The organism is Variovorax sp. LARHSF232, assembly GCF_052871435.1.
The window spans coordinates 95,104-111,679 of sequence record NZ_JBIXJS010000002.1 but is presented as its reverse complement, the minus strand read 5'-3'; the positions used below and the strand labels follow the sequence as shown (position 1 = coordinate 111,679).

Here is a 16,576-nt window from a genome sequence, read left to right as displayed (position 1 = left end):
CAAGCGATGCCGCTGCTGGCGCTCACGGTGAACGCGCGCGAGGTCGCGCTGGAGGCATCGCGCGAAGCCAGCCTGCTGCATGTGCTGCGCAACGACCTGGCGCTCAACGGCCCCAAGTACGGCTGCGGCCTTGGGCAGTGCGGCGCCTGCACGGTGTGGGTGGATGGCGTGGCCGCGCGCGCCTGCGTCATCCCGGCACATGGCGTTGCGGGACGCAGCATCACCACGCTGGAAGGCCTGGGCTCGCGGGAGCGCTGGCATCCTGTCCAGCAAGCCTTCGAACAGGCCCAGGCCGCGCAGTGCGGCTACTGCCTCAACGGCATGGTGATGCAGGCGGCGGCGCTGCTGGCGCGCGAACCGCACCCCGGCGAAGAACGCATCCGCGATGAACTCTCGGGCAACCTGTGCCGCTGCGGCACCCATGTCGAGATCATGAAGGCGGTGCAGGCGGCCGCCGCCTTGACCGCGCAGGACGACCCGGCGTGAGCCCGCGCCGCGCCGAGCAACCCAAGACACGCGCCGATTTCCTCGCGGCCGAGGGCGTGCTGCTGGTCGTGCGCGACACGCCGCCAGCCGCGCCGCCGGTGCCAGGCCAACCCGTCGCCGTCCACGGCAATCCCGCCGAAGGGCCGGAGATCCTGCTGGCCGTGTGGGACGACGGCAGCATCACCGCCCTCAATGGCCACGTGGACCTGGGCACGGGCCTGGCCACCGCGCTGGCGCAGATCGTGGCCGAGGAGCTGGACGCCTCGCTGGCACAAGTGCACATGGTGCTGGGCGACACGGCACGCGCGCCCAACCAGGGCGCCACCATCGCCAGCGCCTCGATCCAGATCCATGCGGCGCCGCTGCGCCGCGCCGCCGCCCAGGCGCGTGCCTGGCTGGTCGAGCGCGCATCCGAACAGCTGGGCGTGCAGCCGGCGCTGCTCGATGTGCGCGAGGGCCGCATCCATGCGGGCGAGGGCCACGTCATCGGCTTTCACGAACTGCTGGCCGGCCAGCGCGCGCTGCTGCAGCTGGCGCCGCACACGCCGCTGAAGCCGGTGGCGGACTACCGGATCGTCGGCAAGCCGGTACCGCGCGTCGATATCCCGGCCAAGCTGGCCGGCGAGCTCGTCTTCGTGCACGACATGCGGTTGCCGGGCATGCTGCATGGCCGCGTGCTGCGCCCGCCCTATGCCGGCGCGGACCACGGCGATTTCATCGGCAACACGCTGGAATCAGTAGACGAAAGCGCCATTGCCCATATCCCCGGCATCCGGGCGGTGGTGGTGATCCGCGACTTCGTCGGCGTGGTGGCCGAGCGCGAGGAACATGCCGAGCAGGCGATGCGCGAGTTGCGCGTCCGCTGGAAGCCCTGGCCCGGCATGGCATCGTTGGATGACCTGGAAGGCGCGCTGCGCGCCAATCCGGCCACGCAGCGCCTCTTGGTCGACGAGGGCGATGTGGATGCCGCGCTGCGAGGCGCCGACCAGCCCATGCCGCGCACCTATGTCTGGCCCTACCAGATGCATGCCTCCATCGGGCCTTCCTGCGCACTGGCCGACTGGCAATCCGATGGCACCGCATCACCACAGCTGCAGGTCTGGGCCGGCACCCAGAACCCGCATGTGCTGCGGCGTGACCTGGCGCAACTCACGGGCCTGGACGAGCTGGCGGTGAACGTGGTGCGAATGGAAGCCGCCGGCTGCTACGGGCGCAATGGCGCGGACGACGTGGCGGCCGATGCGGCGCTGCTGGCACGCGCGGTCGGCGCGCCGGTGCGGGTGCAGCTCACGCGCGAGCAGGAGCACGCCTGGGAGCCCAAGGGTGCGGCCCAGCTGATGCAAGTCAAGGGCGGACTGCAGGCCGATGGCAGCGTCGCGGGCTACGACTTCGAGGTTTCCTATCCGTCGAACGGCGCCCCGACACTGGCCCTGCTGCTCACGGGCAGCGTCGAGCCCACGCCGCAGGCCTTCGAGATGGGGGATCGCACGGCGCGCCCGCCCTACGACTTCGACAACCTGCGGGTCAAGGTCAACGACATGGCGCCGATCGTGCGCGCCTCCTGGCTGCGCGGCGTGTCGGCGCTGCCCAATTCCTTTGCGCACGAGTCCTACATCGACGAACTGGCCACGGCGGCAGGGGTCGATCCGGTCGCCTTCCGCCTGCGCCACTTGCAGGACCCGCGTGCCGTCGAGCTGGTGCAGGCCACCGCGCAGAAAGCCGGCTGGCGCATGCGCACGGGACCGGAAGAGAACGCGGATGGTGGCCTGGGGCCGGGTGGCGACATTCTGTTCGGCCAGGGCTTTGCCTATGCGCGCTACGTGCACAGCAAGTGGCCGGGCTTCGGCGCCGCCTGGTCGGCCTGGGTCGCCGACGTCGAGGTCAACCGGAAGACCGGCGAAGTGCACGTGCGCCGCGTGGTGGTGGGCCATGACGCGGGGCTGGTGATCAACCCGACCGGCGTGGAACACCAGATCCACGGCAACGTGCTGCAAGCCACCAGCCGCGCGCTGAAGGAGAAGGTGCAGTTCGCGCCGTCGCCTTCGTGGCCTTCTGCGCAGATGCAGGCCGAGCAGCTGCCCGGTGTGCGTCCCGAAGGCGTGGTGGCCAGCGGCGAATGGGGCAGCTACCCGATCCTCAATTTCCGCGAGGTGCCGGTGATCGAGGTGCTGCAGATGGCGCGCCCCGGCGAGGCGCCGCTGGGCGCCGGCGAGTCGGCCTCGGTGCCGGGCACGGCGGCGATTGCCAACGCCATCTTCGACGCCACCGGTGTGCGCTTCAGGGCGCCGCCCTTCACACCCGAGGTGGTTCGCGCCGCCTTGAATCCGCTCCCTTCCCCGCCGGGGGAGGGCTGGGGTGGGGGCACGCAGGCGCCGGTGGGTGGTGCCGCCGCAGCGCTCCCGTCCCGACCTTCCCCAAGAGAGGGAAGGCGCAGGAAGCGCGGGGTGTGGGCGGGTGCCAGCGCATTGCTGATCGGTGGCATCGGCGCCATCGTGGGGCTGCTGGGCTGGCGTTCCGTCATCGCGCCGGTATCGCTCAGCGCACCCGTCTACAGCGCATCGACCATCGAGCGTGGCCGGGTGCTGGCGGCGATGGGCGACTGCGCGGTCTGCCACACGGCGCCGGGCGGTACGCCCAACGCTGGCGGGCGCGCCATGGAAACACCGTTTGGCACGCTCTACAGCACCAACCTCACGCCGGATGCGCAGACCGGCATCGGCCAGTGGTCCTTCAGCGCCTTCCAGCGCGCCATGCGCGAGGGCATCTCGCGCGACGGCCATGCGCTGTACCCGGCCTTTCCGTACACGGCCTTTGCGAAGACCAGCGACGACGACCTGGCGGCCCTGTACGCCTACTTCATGTCGCAGTCCGCGGTGCGTGCGCAGACGCCGCCTTCCGAGCTGCGCTTTCCTTTCAACATCCGTGCGCTGATGAGCGCGTGGAACGGGCTCTTTCACGACGCCAGTCCCTATAGTCCCGAACCGGCGCAAGGCGCCGAATGGAACCGCGGTGCCTACCTGGTCAACGGGCTGGGCCATTGCGGCGCCTGCCACACGCCGCGCAACGCGCTGGGCGCGGAGCAGGGGGGGCAGGCCTTTCTTTCCGGGGCGATGGTCGAAGGCTGGGAGGCGCCGGCGCTCACCGCCCTGTCATCGAAGTCCGCAGTGCCCTGGACCCGGCAGTCGCTCTACCAATACCTGCGCCACGGCCACAGCGCCCGCCACGGCATCGCCGGCGGGCCCATGGCCGAGGTGGTGCGCGAACTGCAAGCAGTGCCCGACGAGGACATCCGCGCCATGGCGACCTACCTGGCCTCTTTCCAGTCCCCGGTGAGCGAGGCGCAAGCCGACGAAGAGGCGCGCCGCGTGATCGCCAACGCGCAACTGCGCCAGCCCGCACCGGGCGCGGCGCAGCGTCTGTTCGACGGCGCCTGCGCCGCCTGCCACCACGATGGCAACGGCCCTACCTTGCTGGGCGTCAACACGCCGCTGGCGCTCGGCAGCAGCCTGCGCAGCGCGCGGCCGGACAACCTGCTGCGCACCATCCTGGAAGGCGTGCGCGAGCCGGCCACGCGCGACATCGGCTTCATGCCTTCTTTTGCAGACGCGCTGGACGACCGGCAGATTGCCGAGCTGGCGCAGTACATGCGCGCGCGCTTCGCGCCGCAAGAGCCGCCATGGACCGATCTGCCGCAAAGGGTGCGCGACGCCCGGGCCGGCACCACCGCCCACAACGGCAAGTAGCGATCAGCCCTGCGGCGGAAACGCCGGATGGCGCGGCAGGGCGGGGTGGAACACCATCGTCCAGTTGGTCTCCCAGTTCGCGCCGGCGTCGCTGGAAAAGGCCTGCTCCCAGCGCGGGTCCTGCCCCGGGGTGGACAGCCACGTGAAGCGCACCTTGATCGGCCGCCCCTCGAAGCTGTCCTGTGCGTAGAACAGGCCCTGGTGGTCCTCGAAGCTGCCGACCACCGGCGTGTCGAGCTGCGTCGGATTGCGCCCGTCGAGCCACCAGATCGACCAGTGGCCCGATGCCGCGTCGAAGGCGCGCACGGCGCTGGCGCGGTAGGGCCCTTCCGGCAGCTGAAGCAGGTTGTCCTCCACGTTGCCGAAGCCGCCAAGAATCTTCGTGGTGGACGACAGGCCGTCGAACGCCACCCACTCCTCGCAGTGCGCAAGGCGGGTCTTCAGGCGTCGATGGCTGACGCGCCAATCGCCGATGATGAAATCGAAATCGTGCGGGGCGCTCGTGTCGGTGGGCAGCGGCATGATGAAGACCTCGGCATGGTGGTTGGCGGGCTCGGGCTTCCTGCGGCACGCATCCTTGCATGATCGGCGACGGCTGCTGACAGCGTGGTGTCAGCAGCCGTCGCTGCGCGCGGCCGGAGTATGGCAATTGCAGCGCTTCCCGTACGATCGCGCAAAGCAAGCAATGCGAGGAGACTTCATGAACGCGACGACCCTGACCCCCGCCCACAGCCTGCCGCTCGATGCCGAGCGCGCCACGCTGGTCGGGCGGCTCTGGCAGCCCGGCATCGGCCCCACCCTGGTCGCGGTGCATGGCGATGGCCTGCACGATCTGTCGCACGTCGCGCCCACCATGAGCCAGCTGCTGGAAGACGCCGATGCCGCCACGCGCGTGCGTCACGCGCTGCGCGATGCAAGCGCGCCGCGCATTGCCGCGCTGGACGCGGTCCTCGCCAACAGCAACGAGGCCACGCGCCAAGTCGGTCAACCGTGGCTGCTGGCGCCGTGCGACCTGCAAGCCGTCAAGGCCAGCGGCGTCACCTTTGTCGAAAGCCTGCTGGAGCGCGTGATCGAGGAGCAGGCACGCGGCGACGCCTCGAAGGCCGAGACGATCCGGGCGGCGCTGTCCGGCGTGCTGGGCGACAACCTGGCCGGCATCGTGCCCGGCTCGCCGCAGGCTGCCCAGGTGAAGGACGTGCTGATCGCCCAAGGCGCCTGGTCGCAGTACCTCGAGGTGGGCATCGGGCCCGATGCCGAGATCTTCACCAAGGCGCCGGTGCTCTCGGCCGTCGGCACCGGGGCCGACATCGGCATCCATGCCAAGTCGGTCTGGAACAACCCCGAGCCCGAGGTGGTGCTGGCCGTGAACAGCCGCGGCCACACCCTGGGCGCGGCCCTGGGCAACGACGTGAACCTGCGCGACTTCGAGGGCCGCAGCGCGCTGCTCCTGGGCAAGGCCAAGGACAACAACGCCTCCTGCGCCATCGGTCCCTTCATCCGCCTGTTCGACGAGCATTTCGGCATCGACCAGGTACGCCGCATCACGGTCGGGCTCACCGTTCGCGGACCGGAGGGCTTCACCTTGCAGGGCGCGAGCTCGCTGTCGAAGATCAGCCGCGATCCGCTTGACCTGGTGGCGCAGGCCATCGGCCCGCACCACGACTATCCGGATGGCTTCATGCTTTTCCTGGGCACCATGTTCGCGCCCACGCAAGACCGGCACGGCCCCGGCCAGGGCTTCACCCACGTGGTGGGCGACGAGGTGCTGATCGCCGCGCCCGAGCTGGGCGCGCTGTGCAACCGGGTGCTGCACTCTGACCAGGCGGCGCGCTGGGATTTCGGCATCGGTGCGCTGATGCGCAATCTTGCCCAGCGTGGACTTCTATCCTGAGGAGTGTCGACATGCACGCAATCTTGAGCTTCGTGAAGAGAACCCTGCTGGGCGGCGTTCTGGTCCTGCTGCCTGCCTACTTGGCGGTGCTGCTGCTGCTCAAGGGCATCCAGGGGCTCACGGCGCTGGTCAAGCCGCTGGCCAACCACCTGCCGATAGAACGCGAGCACCACACCATCTTTGCGATCGTGTTGATCATCGTGGTGAGCTTCCTGATCGGCCTGGCGCTGCAGACCTGGCCCGGCAAGCGCATCGGAAACTGGTTCACTACCGAGGTGCTCGGGCGTATTCCGGGCTACAGCGTGATCCGCAGCGTCATGCGCCGCTCCTTCGGCGACGACAGCTCCGAGTTCCAGGTCGCCTTTGTCGAGATCGAGGAGGCGCTGGTGGTCGGCTTCGTCGTGGAGGAGCATGCCGACGGCCGCTACACCGTCTTCGTGCCGGCGTCCCCCACGCCCTTCTCGGGCGCCGTCTACGTGCTGACGCCCGAGCGCGTCCACATCGTCGACGTGCCCTTCATGCAGGCCTTCCAGGCCATGACCAAATGGGGCACCGGCACGCGGACGCTGATCCAGGCGCTGGAGAAGCAGCGCGCGGCCAAGGCCGCCTAATCAAAGCATCATGCCGCCGGACACCTCGATGCGCTGTCCGGTCATCCAGCCGTTGCCTTCCGACAGCAGCGCGGCAACCGCGCTCCCGATGTCATCCGGCAGGCCGACGCGGCCCATGGCGGTGACGCCGGCAATCTGCGCGTTCATCTGCGCGTTGTCGCGCACGGTGCCCCCGCCGAAGTCGGTCTCGATCGCGCCGGGTGCGATGGTGTTGACAGCGATGCCGCGCGCGCCCAGTTCCTTGGCCATGTAGCGCGTGAGCACTTCCACGCCGCCCTTCATTGCCGCGTAGGCGGCGTAGCCCGCGAAGCTGAAGCGGGCGAGGCCGGAGGAGGTGTTGAGGATGCGCCCGCCGTCCTTGATCAGCGGCAGCAGCGCCTGCGTGAGAAAGAAGGTGCTCTTCAGGTGCACGTTGACGAGCAGGTCGAACTGCGCCTCGGTGGTTTCGGCAAACGATGCGTGCACGCCGCTGCCGGCGTTGTTGACCAGGTAGTCGAACTGCTCGCGCTGCCAGGTGCCGGCGAGCGCCGTCTTCACGCGCTCGGCAAAGGCGGCGAAGCTGCGGCTGTCGGCCACGTCCAGTTGCAGCGCCAGCGCGCGGCGGCCCAGGGCCTGCGCGCTGCGCGCCACCTCCTGTGCTTCGGCTTCATTGCTCTTGTAGCTGATGATCAGGTCGATGCCCTGTTCGGCGAGCTTCAGCGCGCTGTTGCGGCCCAGGCCACGGCTGGCGCCGGTGATGAGGGCGATGCGGGTCGTGTTGTTGTCGGATGCGGCGGTCATGCGGAACTCCTTGCTTGAGCTTTGTTGAAGGCGATGGAAGGAGTCTCCCGCGCCGGGCCTTCCGGATAAATCCATCACAACCGATCGCACTGTTCCGCCAGCCCGGACAATCGATGCCATGCAACTGGATGACCTGCGCATCTTCGTCCGCGTCGCCGAACTGGCCAGCTTCACCCAGGCCGCGGATCAGCTCGGCCTGCTGAAGGGCCGCGTTTCGACGGCCGTGCAACAGCTCGAGGCCCAGCTCGGCACGCGGTTGCTGCAGCGCACGACGCGGCGCGTGCGGCTCACCTCGGACGGCGAGCAGTTCCTGGAGCGTTGCCGCGAACTGCTGGCCGATGCCGAGCAGCTGCAGACCCTGTTCCAGCCCGCCGCCAGCGGCCTGAAGGGCCGCCTGCGCATCGACCTGCCCAACACGCTGGCGCGCGAGATCGTCATTCCCAGGCTGCCGGAATTTCTCGCGGCGCATCCACAGCTGGACGTGGGCATCAGCACCACGGACCGCTTCGTCGACTTGGTGCGGGAAGGCTTCGACTGCGTGCTGAGGGTCGGCCAGCTGGCCGACTCGGAACTCATCGTGCGCCCCTTGGGCGCCATGACGATGGGCAACGTCGCGAGCCCGGCCTACCTGCGTGCACACGGCACGCCGCGCAGCCTGGCCGATCTGGCGCAGCACCGGATCGTCCACTATTCGGGCTCGCTCAGCGCGCAGGGTGCCGGCCTCGAGTACCTGGACGAGGGTGGCGCGGTGCGCGTCCATCCCATGCGCAGCGCGCTCGTCGTCAACAGCGCGGATGCCTTTCAGGCGGCCTGCCTGGCGGGCCTGGGCTTGATCCAGGCGCCGCTGCGCGGCATCCAGCAACTGGTCGACGCGGGCCTGCTGGTCGAGGTGATGCCCTCCTTCAGGGCGGCGCCCCTGCCGGTGTCGCTGCTCTATCCGCACCGCCACCACGTGCCGCCGCGGGTGCAGGCGATGCTGAACTGGCTCACGCAGGTGATCGAGCCCGCCCTGCGGCCACCGTCAATCGCCTGACGCGCCGGGTGCGCGCCGGTACTGCACGGCCTCTGCCACATGCGCGGTGTCGACCGTGGCGCTGCCGGCCAGGTCGGCAATCGTGCGCGCCACCTTCAGCACGCGATGGGTGCTGCGCGCCGACCAGCCGAGCTTGATCCCGGCGTTCTGCAGAAGCGTCCGCGCCTTGGGCTCCAGCGTGGCGTGCTGGTCGATCTCGCCGCCGTGCAGCGCCTGGTTGGGCTTGCCTTGACGCGCCAAGGCGGCGTCGCGCGCCTGCGCCACGCGGGCCCGGATCGGGCCGCTGGCTTCGCCCGGCGGTGCATCCAGCAACTCGTGCGGCGCGATGGCCGGCACCTCGATGTGCAGGTCGATGCGGTCGAGCAGCGGGCCGCTCAGCTTGCCCTGGTAGCGGGCGATCTGGTCGGGCGTGCAGCGGCAGTTCTTGTGCGGCGATCCCAGATGGCCGCATGGACAAGGGTTCATCGCCGCGATCAACTGAAAGCGCGCCGGGAATTCCGAACGCCGGGCGGCCCGCGCGATGCGGATGTGGCCGGTTTCCAGCGGCTCGCGAAGCGCCTCCAGTGCGGCGCGGGCGAACTCGGGAAACTCGTCGAGAAAAAGAACGCCGTGATGCGCCAGCGAGATTTCGCCCGGGCGCGGCGGCGAGCCGCCGCCGACCAGCGCCACCGCGCTGGCGCTGTGATGCGGCGCCGTGGTGGGCCGCTGCATCCAGCGCGCGGGCGAAAAGCAGCCGCACAGGCTGGCAAGTGCCGCACTCTCCAGTGCTTCCTGCGTGGTCATGGGCGGCAGCAGCCCGGCAAAGCGCTGCGCCAGCATCGACTTGCCGGAGCCGGGCGGCCCCACCATCAACAGGCTGTGGCCGCCGGCCGCAGCGATCTCGAGGGCGCGCTTGGCGGCCGCGTGGCCTTTCACGTCGGACAGGTCGGCTATCGGGGCCGGGGCCGATGGCGCAGCGGCCTGCACGCGCGACCAGCCGTCGCCTGCGGCCGCTTCGGGCGGGGCGGTGCCCTCCGGCAGAAACTGGCCCACCACGTCCAGCAGGTGGCGCGCGCCATAGACCTGCGCGCCTGGCACCAGCGCGGCCTCCTGGGCGCTGGCGGTCGGCAAGACCAGTCTGGCTTGTGCCGCCAGCGGCCCGCCGGCTTCGCGTGCCAGCGCCATGGCCAATGCACCGCGCACCGGCCGCAGCTCGCCCGACAGCGACAGCTCGCCGGCAAACTCGTGGCCGGCCAGCTTGGCGGGGTCGACCTGGCCGCTGGCCGCCAGGATCCCCATGGCGATCGGCAGGTCGAAGCGGCCGGAATCCTTGGGCAGATCGGCCGGCGCCAGATTGACCGTGATGCGCTTGTTGTTGGGAAATTCCAGGCCGGCGTTCTGGATCGCGCAGCGCACCCGCTCGCGCGCCTCCTTGACCTCGACATCGGCCAGCCCGACCAGCGTGAAGCTGGGCAGGCCGTTGGCCAGATGCACCTCAACGGTCACTTGCGCCGCTTCCATGCCCAACAAGGCGCGGCTTTGCACCAAAGACAGACTCATAGCCCTCCCTTTCCCCAAGTTGGTGCGCTTTTGCGTGCGCACCCGCCATCTTGTATTTTTTCGAGTCCCAGTTCGTGACGCCGGTGCCCGCACGCGTGACGGCCCTGACACACTTTGGCACGCTCCCTGCTTTGGGGTCGTGGTCTCACGCACAACCACCACCAAACCCCGAGGAGTCCCGTTCAATGATGCACCGTAAATCCGCCCTGGCATTCGCCGCTCTGGCAGCCGCCGCGCTGACCGTCTCGAATTCCGCATTTGCGCAGGCGGCTGCAGCGCCTGCCGCGGAACCGGCGCCTGCTTCCCCGATTACGGCCAACGTCACCCTCACCACCAACTACAAGTTCCGCGGCCAGGACCAGGACGTCCTGGGCAGCAACGGCAACTTCAAGACCAGCGCGGTCAAGCCGGCCATCCAGGGCGGCTTCGACTATGCCCACGAGAGCGGCTTCTACCTTGGCAACTGGAACTCCAGCGTCAACTGGCTGGACGGCAACAGCGTCGAGATGGACGTGTACGGCGGCTACAAGTTCAAGGGCGGCGGCATCGACTGGGACGTGGGCGCCCTGGGCTACATCTACCCGGGCGCCACCGCCGGCAACACCTGGGAACTCTACGGCGCGGGCACCTATGCCAGCGCCTTCGGCGCGCTCACCCTGAAGTATTCGCACACGGTGTCCGACGACTACTTCAATTGGGCAGGTGCCAAGGGCGGCTCGGATCTGTCGGGCCGCAACACCGGCTACCTGAACCTGGGCTACGCCTACGAAGTGGTGCCCAAGCTCACGCTCAAGGCTGGGGTGGGCTACACCTTCTTTGCCTCTGACATCAAGGACAACACGTCCGCGGTGAACTACCTGGACTACAGCGTGGGCGCCTCGTACGACTTCGGCGGTGGCCTGGCGCTGGGCGGGTACGTGCAAGGCGCCAACAAGGGCAGCGCCTACGAAGTGACGGGGGCCGACGGCAAGACCCTGAACCCGAACAAGGCCCGCTTCATCGTGGCCCTGACAAAGACGCTGTAATCGTCGCCGGGGCGGCCGTGCCGCCCCTTGCTTACCCCAAGGAGAAACGTCCATGAAGCTGGTCACAGCCATCATCAAACCCTTCAAGCTCGACGAAGTGCGCGAGGCGCTTTCGGCCATCGGCGTGCAGGGCATCACCGTCACCGAGGTCAAGGGCTTCGGCCGCCAGAAGGGCCACACCGAGCTCTACCGCGGCGCCGAATACGTCGTCGACTTCCTGCCCAAGGTCAAGATCGAAGCGGCCGTGGCCGACGAGCTGGTCGAGCGCGTCATCGAAGCCATCGAAGGCGCTGCCCGCACCGGCAAGATCGGCGACGGCAAGGTCTTCGTCTATGACCTGGAACAGGTTGTGCGCATCCGCACCGGCGAGACCGGCCGCGAGGCGCTTTGATCGCCCGAAAAAGCAGGCACGAAAGAACTCTCAAATGAAGAAACTGCTCGTATCCCTCGCGCTCGGCCTGAGCGTGCTGACGGCCGGCGTATCCGGCTTTGCCCAGACGCCGCCGGCCGCGCCTGCGGCCGAAGCCGCAGCGCCCGCCGCCGCGGCGCCTGCCGCTCCCGCCGCAACCGCACCCGCCGACGCGCCCGCCGCTGCCGCGCCTGCCGCCGCAGCTGCCGACGCACCCGCCGCCGCGCCCGTCATCAACAAGGGCGACACCGGCTGGATGCTGCTGTCCACCCTGCTGGTCATCATGATGACCATCCCCGGCCTGGCGCTGTTCTATGGCGGCCTGGTGCGCAGCAAGAACATGCTGTCGGTGCTGATGCAGGTCATGGTCACCTTCTCGATGATCGTGGTGCTGTGGATGATCTACGGCTACAGCCTGGCCTTCACCGAAGGCAACGCCTTCATCGGCGGCTTCGACCGCCTGTTCATGAAGGGCATCTTCGATCCGGCCACCGGCGCCTTCGCGCCGGCCGCCACCTTCAGCAAGGGCGTCTACATCCCCGAGCTGCTGTTCGCCGCCTTCCAGGCCACCTTCGCCGGCATCACCTGCTGCCTGATCGTCGGCGCCTTCGCCGAGCGCATCAAGTTCTCGGCGGTGCTGCTGTTCATGGTGCTGTGGTTCACCTTCAGCTATGCGCCGATCGCCCACATGGTCTGGTACTGGATGGGTCCGGACGCCTACGCCAGCAAGGACGTGGTCGACGCGATGAACGCCAAGGCCGGCCTGATCTGGCAGTGGGGCGCGCTCGACTTCGCCGGCGGCACCGTGGTGCACATCAACGCCGCCGTCGCTGGCCTGGTGGGTGCCTTCCTGGTGGGCAAGCGCATCGGCTACGGCAAGGAAGCGTTCACGCCGCACTCGCTGACGCTCACGATGGTTGGCGCTTCGCTGCTGTGGGTGGGCTGGTTCGGCTTCAACGCCGGTTCCGCCCTGGAAGCCGGCAACAGCGCCGTGCTGGCCTTCATGAACACCTTCTCGGCCACGGCAGCGGCTGTGTTGGCCTGGTCCATCGGCGAAGCGCTGATGCGCGGCAAGGCCTCGATGCTGGGCGCTGCCTCCGGTGCCGTCGCCGGCCTGGTGGCCATCACCCCGGCCGCCGGCAACGTCGGCCTGATGGGCGCCCTGGTGATCGGCTTCGTCGCCGGCTTCGCCTGCCTGTGGGGCGTGAATGGCCTGAAGAAGATGCTGGGTGCGGACGACTCGCTGGACGTGTTCGGCGTGCACGGCGTCGGCGGCATCGTCGGCGCGCTGCTCACCGGCGTGTTCAACACCCAGGCGCTGGGCGGCCCCGGCCTGGTCGGCGACTGGGTCACGGCCAGCGTGGTGTCCAACGGCATCGGCGCCCAGGTCTGGATTCAGCTCAAGGCCGTGCTGCTGACCATCGTCTGGTCGGGCGTGGTGGCCTTCATCGCCTTCAAGATCGCCGACCTGACCATCGGTCTGCGCGTCAGCGAAGAAGAAGAGCGCGAAGGCCTCGACATCTCGTCGCACGGCGAGACGGCCTACAACCGCTGATCGAAAAATAAGGCTTGCGGCGACCACCCGCCGCAAGCCCATCCGGAAAAGCAATTCCTCGATTCACTGCAAGTCTCCCTTGGATGTTCGGCCCGCCAGAGCTTCGGCTCCAGCGGGCCCTTTTTTTGATCGCCACGCGCAACAATAGGCGCATGTGGCAGACCCTTCCTTCCTCGCAATGTGAACTGGGCGAATCGCCCTTCTGGCATCCGCAAGAGCGCGCCCTCTACTGGCTCGACATCCCCGGCCGCGCGGTGCTGCGTACGCGTGGCGACATTGCGCAGCAGCCCACCGTCGAGCGCTGGTCGTTGCCCACCGAGCCCGGCTGCATGGCGCCGGCGCGGCGCGGCGGCTTGGTGATCGCGCTGCGGGACGGTATCTATCGGGCGCGCGAATGGGGCGTGCCGCTGCAGCGCATGGTTGCCGCCGACCACGACGTGCGCACCATGCGCTTCAACGACGGTAAGTGCGACCTGCTCGGGCGCTTCTGGGCCGGCAGCATCAACGAGGCCAAGGACCGGGCCAGCGCCAGGCTCTACTGCCTGGATGCGCGCGGCGGCCGTGCGCCGCAGCTGGTGGCGATGGCGCAGGACGCCACCACGGCCAACGGCCTGGCCTTCTCGCCCGACGCGCGCACGCTCTATTGGGCCGACACGCCCTCTCACGCGGTGCGCGCCTGGGACTGGGATGCACAGGCCAACACGATGTCGAACGAACGCGTGTTCCAGCGCTTCGCACCCAAGCCGGCCGGCTGGAGCCCCGAGCCGCCCGCCGGTGCCGGTGCCGGTTACGGCGGCCGCCCCGACGGCGCCAGCGTCGATGCCCAGGGCCACTACTGGGCCGCCATGTACGAGGGCGGACAACTGCTGCGCGTGGCGCCTGACGGCCAGCGGGTCGAGGCGCTGGCGCTGCCCGCGCAATGCCCGACCATGCCGTGCTTTGGCGGCGATGACCTGCGCACGCTGTTCGTCACCACCGCGCGCCATGGCCGGTCGCCGGCAGAACTGGCGCGCCTGCCGGACTCGGGCAGCGTGCTGCACACGCGCGTCGACACGCCGGGCCGGGCGGTCGATTTCTTCGAGGATTGAAGCCGGGCGCGCGCTACCATTGCCCGCATGGATTCCGCAGCCGGTGGCCCCACGCCGCCCGAACTACAAGACATCATCGAGCGCATCCGCAGCGCCGCACAGGACGGAACGCCGCTGCGAATCCGCGGCGGCGGCAGCAAGGATTTCTATGGCGGTGCGCTGACCGGCGAGCCGCTGGACCTGTCCGGCTACGCCGGCGTCAGCAGCTACGAACCCAGCGAACTGGTGGTCACGGTGCGTGCCGGCACGCCCTTGGCCGAACTCGAAGCGCTGCTGGCGCGGCAAGGCCAATGCCTGCCTTTCGAGCCGCCGCATTTCGGCCAAAGCTCCGCCCAGGCAACGGTGGGCGGCATGGTGGCCGCCGGCCTGGCCGGCCCGGCGCGCGCCAGCGTCGGCTCGGTGCGCGACTACGTGCTGGGCGCCCGCATGATCAACGGCCGCGGCGAGTGGCTGACCTTCGGCGGCCAAGTGATGAAGAACGTGGCCGGCTACGACGTCTCGCGCGTGCTGGCCGGCTCGCTGGGTGTGCTCGGCGTGATCGCCGAGCTCAGCCTCAAGGTGCTGCCGGTGGCGCCGGCCGAGGCCACGCTGGCCTTCGAATGCAGCCAGGCCGAGGCGCTGAAGCGCCTCAACCAGTGGGGCGGCCAGCCGCTGCCGCTCAACGCCAGCTGCTGGACCCAGCAGGACGGCCAGGGTTGGCTCTATCTGCGCCTGCGCGGCGCGGCGGCGGCGGTGGAAGCGGCCTGCCGGCAACTGGGGGGCGAGCGTAGCGACCCCGCGCAATCGGCGGCCCGCTGGACCGCCTTGCGCGAGCAGCAACTTCCTTTCTTTGCCGAACGCAGCGATGAACAGGCACTGTGGCGTTTGTCGCTGCCGCAAACCGCGCCGGCCCTGGCCCTGCACGATGCGCCGCCGCCTTTGATCGAATGGCATGGCGGCCAGCGCTGGTACCTGCTGCCGGCCGGGCAGGCAGCACATGGGGTACGTGCAGCGGCGCACGCCGCCGGCGGCCATGCCACCTTGTTCGCGCGCGCCGCGGCGAATGATGCGCAGCCCCGCGCCGACGCCTTCGAAGCCTTGAGCCCGGCCCTGCAAAAGATCCATGCGGCGCTCAAGCGCGAGTTCGATCCGCAAGGCATCTTCAACCGCGGCCGGCTCTACGCCGATCTCTGATGCAAACCGAACTCGCCCCTGAATTTCGCGGCACGCCGGATGGCGAGGAGGCCGAAGCCATCCTGCGCAAGTGCGTGCACTGCGGCTTTTGCACTGCCACCTGCCCGACCTACCAGCTGCTGGGTGACGAGCTCGACGGGCCGCGCGGCCGCATCTACCTGATCAAGCAGGTGCTGGAAGGCGAGCAGCCCACCCGCGCCACCCAGCTGCACCTGGACCGCTGCCTGACCTGCCGCAATTGCGAGAGCACCTGTCCGTCCGGGGTGCAGTACGGCCACCTGGTCGACATCGGCCGCAAGGTGGTGGATGCCAAGGTGCCGCGCCCGGCAGCGCAGTCGGCGCTGCGCTGGGCGCTGAAAGAGGGGCTGCCCTCGCCGCTGTTCGGCCCGGCCATGGCGCTGGGCCAGAGCGTGCGCGGCCTGCTGCCCGAAAAGCTCAAGGCCAAGGTGCCGGCGCGCGAGCCGGCCGGCGCCTGGCCCACGCGCACGCATGCGCGCAAGATGCTGATGCTGGCCGGCTGCGTGCAGCCCTCGATGGCGCCCAACATCAACAGCGCCACCGCGCGCGTGCTGGACGCCGCCGGCATCGAGAGCGTCATCGCCCCCAAGGCCGGCTGCTGCGGCGCCGTCAAGTTCCACCTGAACGACCAGGAAGGCGGCAAGGCGCAAATGCGCGCCAACATCGACGCCTGGTGGCCGCAGGTGGAAAGCGGCGCGGTCGAGGCCATCGTCATGAACGCCTCGGGCTGCGGCGTCACGGTGCGCGAGTACGGCCATGCGCTCAAGGACGACCCGGCCTACGCCGCCAAGGCGGCACGCATCAGCGCCCTGACGAAAGACCTGAGCGAGCTGCTGCCCGAGCTGGCGCCTACGCTCAAGGCGCGCGTGAAGGCGCCGCCAGGCGTGATCGCCTACCACCCGCCCTGCACCCTGCAGCACGGCCAGCAATTGCGCGGCGGGGTGGAAACGCATCTGCGCGCACTGGGCTTCGACATCCAGCTGGCGCAGAGCGAGTCGCACCTGTGCTGCGGCTCCGCCGGCACCTATTCCGTGCTGCAGCCGGATCTGGCCTACCAGCTGCGCGACCGCAAGCTGGGGCACCTGCAGCAGCTGCAGCCCAGCGCCATCGTCTCGGCCAACATCGGCTGCATCACCCATCTGCAAAGCGGCAGCGGCCAGACGCCGGTGCGCCATTGGGTGGAACTGCTGGACGCGGCGCTGGCGCCGGCCTGAGTCGTGCTGAC

Annotated in this window: 14 protein-coding genes; 11 read left to right on the top strand and 3 right to left on the bottom strand. The window is 69.4% G+C overall.

Going from position 1 to position 16,576, the window contains the following annotated elements:
• Positions 1-6 precede the first annotated feature (6 nt).
• Positions 7-486 (top strand): (2Fe-2S)-binding protein, encoded by a 480-nt coding sequence (locus ACIPRI_RS05960; RefSeq protein WP_446620499.1) that lies wholly within the window; start codon positions 7-9, stop codon positions 484-486.
• Positions 483-4,229: a molybdopterin cofactor-binding domain-containing protein gene (locus ACIPRI_RS05955; protein ID WP_446620498.1), complete on the top strand. Its 3,747-nt coding sequence runs from the start codon at positions 483-485 to the stop codon at positions 4,227-4,229. Before ACIPRI_RS05960 ends, ACIPRI_RS05955 begins: the two co-directional genes overlap by 4 nt.
• A 3-nt stretch (positions 4,230-4,232) precedes the next feature.
• On the opposite strand, the gene ACIPRI_RS05950 is transcribed toward ACIPRI_RS05955, so the two are convergent.
• On the bottom strand, positions 4,233-4,751 hold the full coding sequence (locus tag ACIPRI_RS05950) for a DUF1579 domain-containing protein (protein WP_446620497.1): 519 nt from the start codon (positions 4,749-4,751) through the stop codon (positions 4,233-4,235).
• A 178-nt stretch (positions 4,752-4,929) separates the two neighbouring features.
• Between ACIPRI_RS05950 and ACIPRI_RS05945 the strand changes: the two genes are divergently transcribed.
• Together ACIPRI_RS05945 and ACIPRI_RS05940 are read left to right on the top strand one after the other, a co-directional pair.
• A complete protein-coding gene (locus ACIPRI_RS05945) occupies positions 4,930-6,120 on the top strand; it encodes a fumarylacetoacetate hydrolase family protein (RefSeq protein ID WP_446620496.1) in 1,191 nt (396 codons plus the stop codon).
• An 11-nt stretch (positions 6,121-6,131) separates the two neighbouring features.
• Positions 6,132-6,731 carry a DUF502 domain-containing protein gene (locus ACIPRI_RS05940; RefSeq protein WP_446620495.1) on the top strand — a complete coding sequence of 200 codons (600 nt, stop codon included), beginning with the start codon at positions 6,132-6,134 and terminating at the stop codon, positions 6,729-6,731.
• Here ACIPRI_RS05940 and ACIPRI_RS05935 read toward each other — a convergent pair whose 3' ends face one another.
• Positions 6,732-7,511 carry an SDR family NAD(P)-dependent oxidoreductase gene (locus tag ACIPRI_RS05935; RefSeq protein ID WP_446620494.1) on the bottom strand — a complete coding sequence of 260 codons (780 nt, stop codon included), beginning with the start codon at positions 7,509-7,511 and terminating at the stop codon, positions 6,732-6,734.
• 118 nt (positions 7,512-7,629) lie between these two features.
• Between ACIPRI_RS05935 and ACIPRI_RS05930 the strand changes: the two genes are divergently transcribed.
• On the top strand, positions 7,630-8,544 hold the full coding sequence (locus tag ACIPRI_RS05930) for a LysR family transcriptional regulator (protein WP_446620493.1): 915 nt from the start codon (positions 7,630-7,632) through the stop codon (positions 8,542-8,544).
• On the opposite strand, the gene ACIPRI_RS05925 is transcribed toward ACIPRI_RS05930, so the two are convergent.
• Positions 8,533-10,083: a YifB family Mg chelatase-like AAA ATPase gene (locus ACIPRI_RS05925; protein WP_446620492.1), complete on the bottom strand. Its 1,551-nt coding sequence runs from the start codon at positions 10,081-10,083 to the stop codon at positions 8,533-8,535. The two genes, ACIPRI_RS05930 and ACIPRI_RS05925, sit on opposite strands and share 12 nt — an antisense overlap.
• A 185-nt stretch (positions 10,084-10,268) precedes the next feature.
• On the opposite strand from ACIPRI_RS05925, the gene ACIPRI_RS05920 reads away from it, so the two are divergent.
• From ACIPRI_RS05920 to glcF, 6 genes are all read left to right on the top strand, one after another.
• Complete coding sequence (locus tag ACIPRI_RS05920; protein WP_446620491.1) at positions 10,269-11,108, top strand: TorF family putative porin; 840 nt, start codon at positions 10,269-10,271, stop codon at positions 11,106-11,108.
• Between the two features lie 52 nt (positions 11,109-11,160).
• Entirely contained in the window at positions 11,161-11,499 is a 339-nt protein-coding gene (gene glnK / locus ACIPRI_RS05915; protein ID WP_446620490.1) for a P-II family nitrogen regulator, read from the top strand.
• Positions 11,500-11,533: 34 nt separating this feature from the next.
• The gene (locus tag ACIPRI_RS05910) at positions 11,534-13,072 is read left to right on the top strand and encodes an ammonium transporter (RefSeq protein WP_446620489.1); all 1,539 of its coding nucleotides are present in this window, start codon (positions 11,534-11,536) and stop codon (positions 13,070-13,072) included.
• 152 nt (positions 13,073-13,224) lie between these two features.
• Positions 13,225-14,160 carry an SMP-30/gluconolactonase/LRE family protein gene (locus tag ACIPRI_RS05905; protein WP_446620488.1) on the top strand — a complete coding sequence of 312 codons (936 nt, stop codon included), beginning with the start codon at positions 13,225-13,227 and terminating at the stop codon, positions 14,158-14,160.
• Positions 14,161-14,187: 27 nt separating this feature from the next.
• A complete protein-coding gene (gene glcE, locus ACIPRI_RS05900; RefSeq protein ID WP_446620487.1) occupies positions 14,188-15,333 on the top strand; it encodes a glycolate oxidase subunit GlcE in 1,146 nt (381 codons plus the stop codon).
• A complete protein-coding gene (gene glcF, locus ACIPRI_RS05895; protein WP_446620486.1) occupies positions 15,333-16,565 on the top strand; it encodes a glycolate oxidase subunit GlcF in 1,233 nt (410 codons plus the stop codon). The genes glcE and glcF overlap by 1 nt, the downstream gene beginning before the upstream one ends.
• The last annotated feature ends 11 nt before the right edge of the window (positions 16,566-16,576 follow it).